Here is a 2,260-nt window from a genome sequence, read left to right as displayed (position 1 = left end):
TTGACCGAACTTTTTAGACTTTGCTGGGTAGCAATCAAAATTCCATTGGTAGTTGCCTCAAAGCGGTCAAGAATTTTTTGACGTTTCTTAAAGGCAACATCGCCTTGGATAATAAAGAGTTCCCTGTCGGGAAATTGTGCCGTCATGTATTCTTGATACATATTCAAAGCATCCAGTGTGGTACATCCAACGGCAACTTTTCCGGGAATATCCCGGATTAATCTCACAATTTCTTTTGCTTTTTGCGGATAACGTTCCCCTGAATAGCCGGTCATATCATTGGGAACAGAGCAGGCTTTAATCAGCAGGTTGATTTGGCGTATCAATTGCAGGGAAGAATCTTTGCGGCTGTCACCGGTACTTTCAAAATACAGGTGGCATATCCGGTAAAATTCTTCCATAATAATACGATAAACTTCCCGTTCTCCTTCGCTTGGCGTAACCGGATGGGTTTGTACCGAATATTTATCGCCTGCAAATTCCTTGAACTTCCGTGTGATGATCGTTTTACCAATCAGATGGAACAATTCATCTTTTTGATAAATATCCTGATTTTGCTTTTCAATGCCGAAAACCGATGCTTTGCCGGGACAGAAACATCCTTTGAACAAAGTGGACCCATAACGTGGCGGGAAAGGTTTCCCGTAATAATCGTTGTCCTTCCATTCAATTGCACGGTCTTTGTTTTCATAATAGAAATCCCGACACGTACAAAGCATATTGACTGAATTGTTATACAGCAATTCCAACTGTGGGTACAGTTCCCCGATGTTGTTGCGGGTGGTTGTTCCGGTTGTCAACATTTTGTAGTCCAATCGCCGGAAACATTTCAATGTCTGTTTCGTTCGCCCGGCAGTAGAGCTGGTGATTTCATCCGATTCATCAAACAGGAGGCAGAGTTTTCTCGATTTCAGTTTGATGAACCGTCTTAATTCGCGTTCCACTTTTCCGAGCATCGAAATGGAAACAATCAAAAATTCGCCTTCCGAAATGTTCCGGAAATCTTGCGGTTTGGAAAGTATCCGGTATTTTTCGTGGTGTCGCTGCATAAACGGCTCCCATGTTAAATTTACCGCATTGGCAGGAGCAAGCACAATCACGTTTTTCACAGCCTTTTGTAGTAAGATATATTTTCCAAAATGGTACGCTACTGCTGTTTTGCCTGATCCTTGCTGCCAATTCAACAGACTGTAACGTTTTTGATACAGTAAGCCCATATCGTGCTTTTGCAGGTTCGTAAATTCACAGGTTTCCAAATCTTTATTGAGAAAGGTTAAGGTGTCGATGTATGCTTTCAATTGAGGATGAGGCTGCATATCCACAAATCGACCGCTTTGCCGTTGGTATTCTTTCTTTTTCTTGGCGATTATCTTTTCGGCAGTAGCGTATTGTGCTTTTAGCTTTCCGGTCATCTTTTTGGCTTGAGGCAGGCTGCTGTTGAAAGCAACCAAATCAACCAAGGAAACATAACCCTTGTCTATACCCCCGAAATGGGAATTGTAGTTTTTCAGTTTGAAACCGTATTGTGTTTTTACCAGGGCTGTTTCTTTTCTTGGTACAATGTTTTGGTTTTTGATGTAACGCTTGATGATGGCAAGCACTTTTGCCGGTGTCAATTTACGCTGTTCCCATTCTTTATATTCAGCATCCGAACAATCGGCAGGCGGTTTTTGATTGCGGTATTTGGTCACTAAGGCGATTGCTTGATTGTAATGGTCATGTAAATGCTTATGGCTTTTCAGTTCATATAAATACTTTTTGATGCGATAGTCAAATTCCCTGGATTCCGCCGACAAATTCTTGTTGGATTCTTGATGTAATTGAAGCCGTTGTTCCTTTTTTGACTCTTTAACGGCTGTCAGTTTTTGTTTCAATTCTTCCGGTGTCAAAAAGGTTTCGGCGCTGTACGGCTGCATCTCCATGTTGGAGGATTCCCGCATAAAAGCCATAATCTTGGTTTCAAAGTGTTCTACACCGACCGAAACAAAGGCATTGGCAGGAAGTTTGGTTTGTCCGATAAAGGAAAAATCACTGTTCATTCCGCTGACTTGACTTTTGTTCCAGAAATCGCTTTGCAAAAACGAACAGGGAACGATTATCAGCAATAATCCTGCCGGGTTAAGGTATTCGTATGCTTTGTTGCAGTAATAATATTGCGACAGTTTTCCGTTCCAGTCCAAATTAAAGGGCGGATTGCCGATAATCACATCGAAACGTTGCTCCGGTGCATAACGGCGGATGTCTATACATTCGATATTGG

The 2,260-nt window shown here is 42.0% G+C and carries 1 protein-coding gene; it reads right to left on the bottom strand.

From position 1 onward, the window contains the following. Positions 1–2,260 (bottom strand): DEAD/DEAH box helicase family protein (locus ACYPWY_RS16065; RefSeq protein ID WP_459686555.1); only part of this gene is annotated, 2,260 nt, incomplete at both ends.

Source organism: Viscerimonas tarda (assembly GCF_054601255.1).
This window is presented reverse-complemented; position numbering and strand designations above follow the sequence as displayed.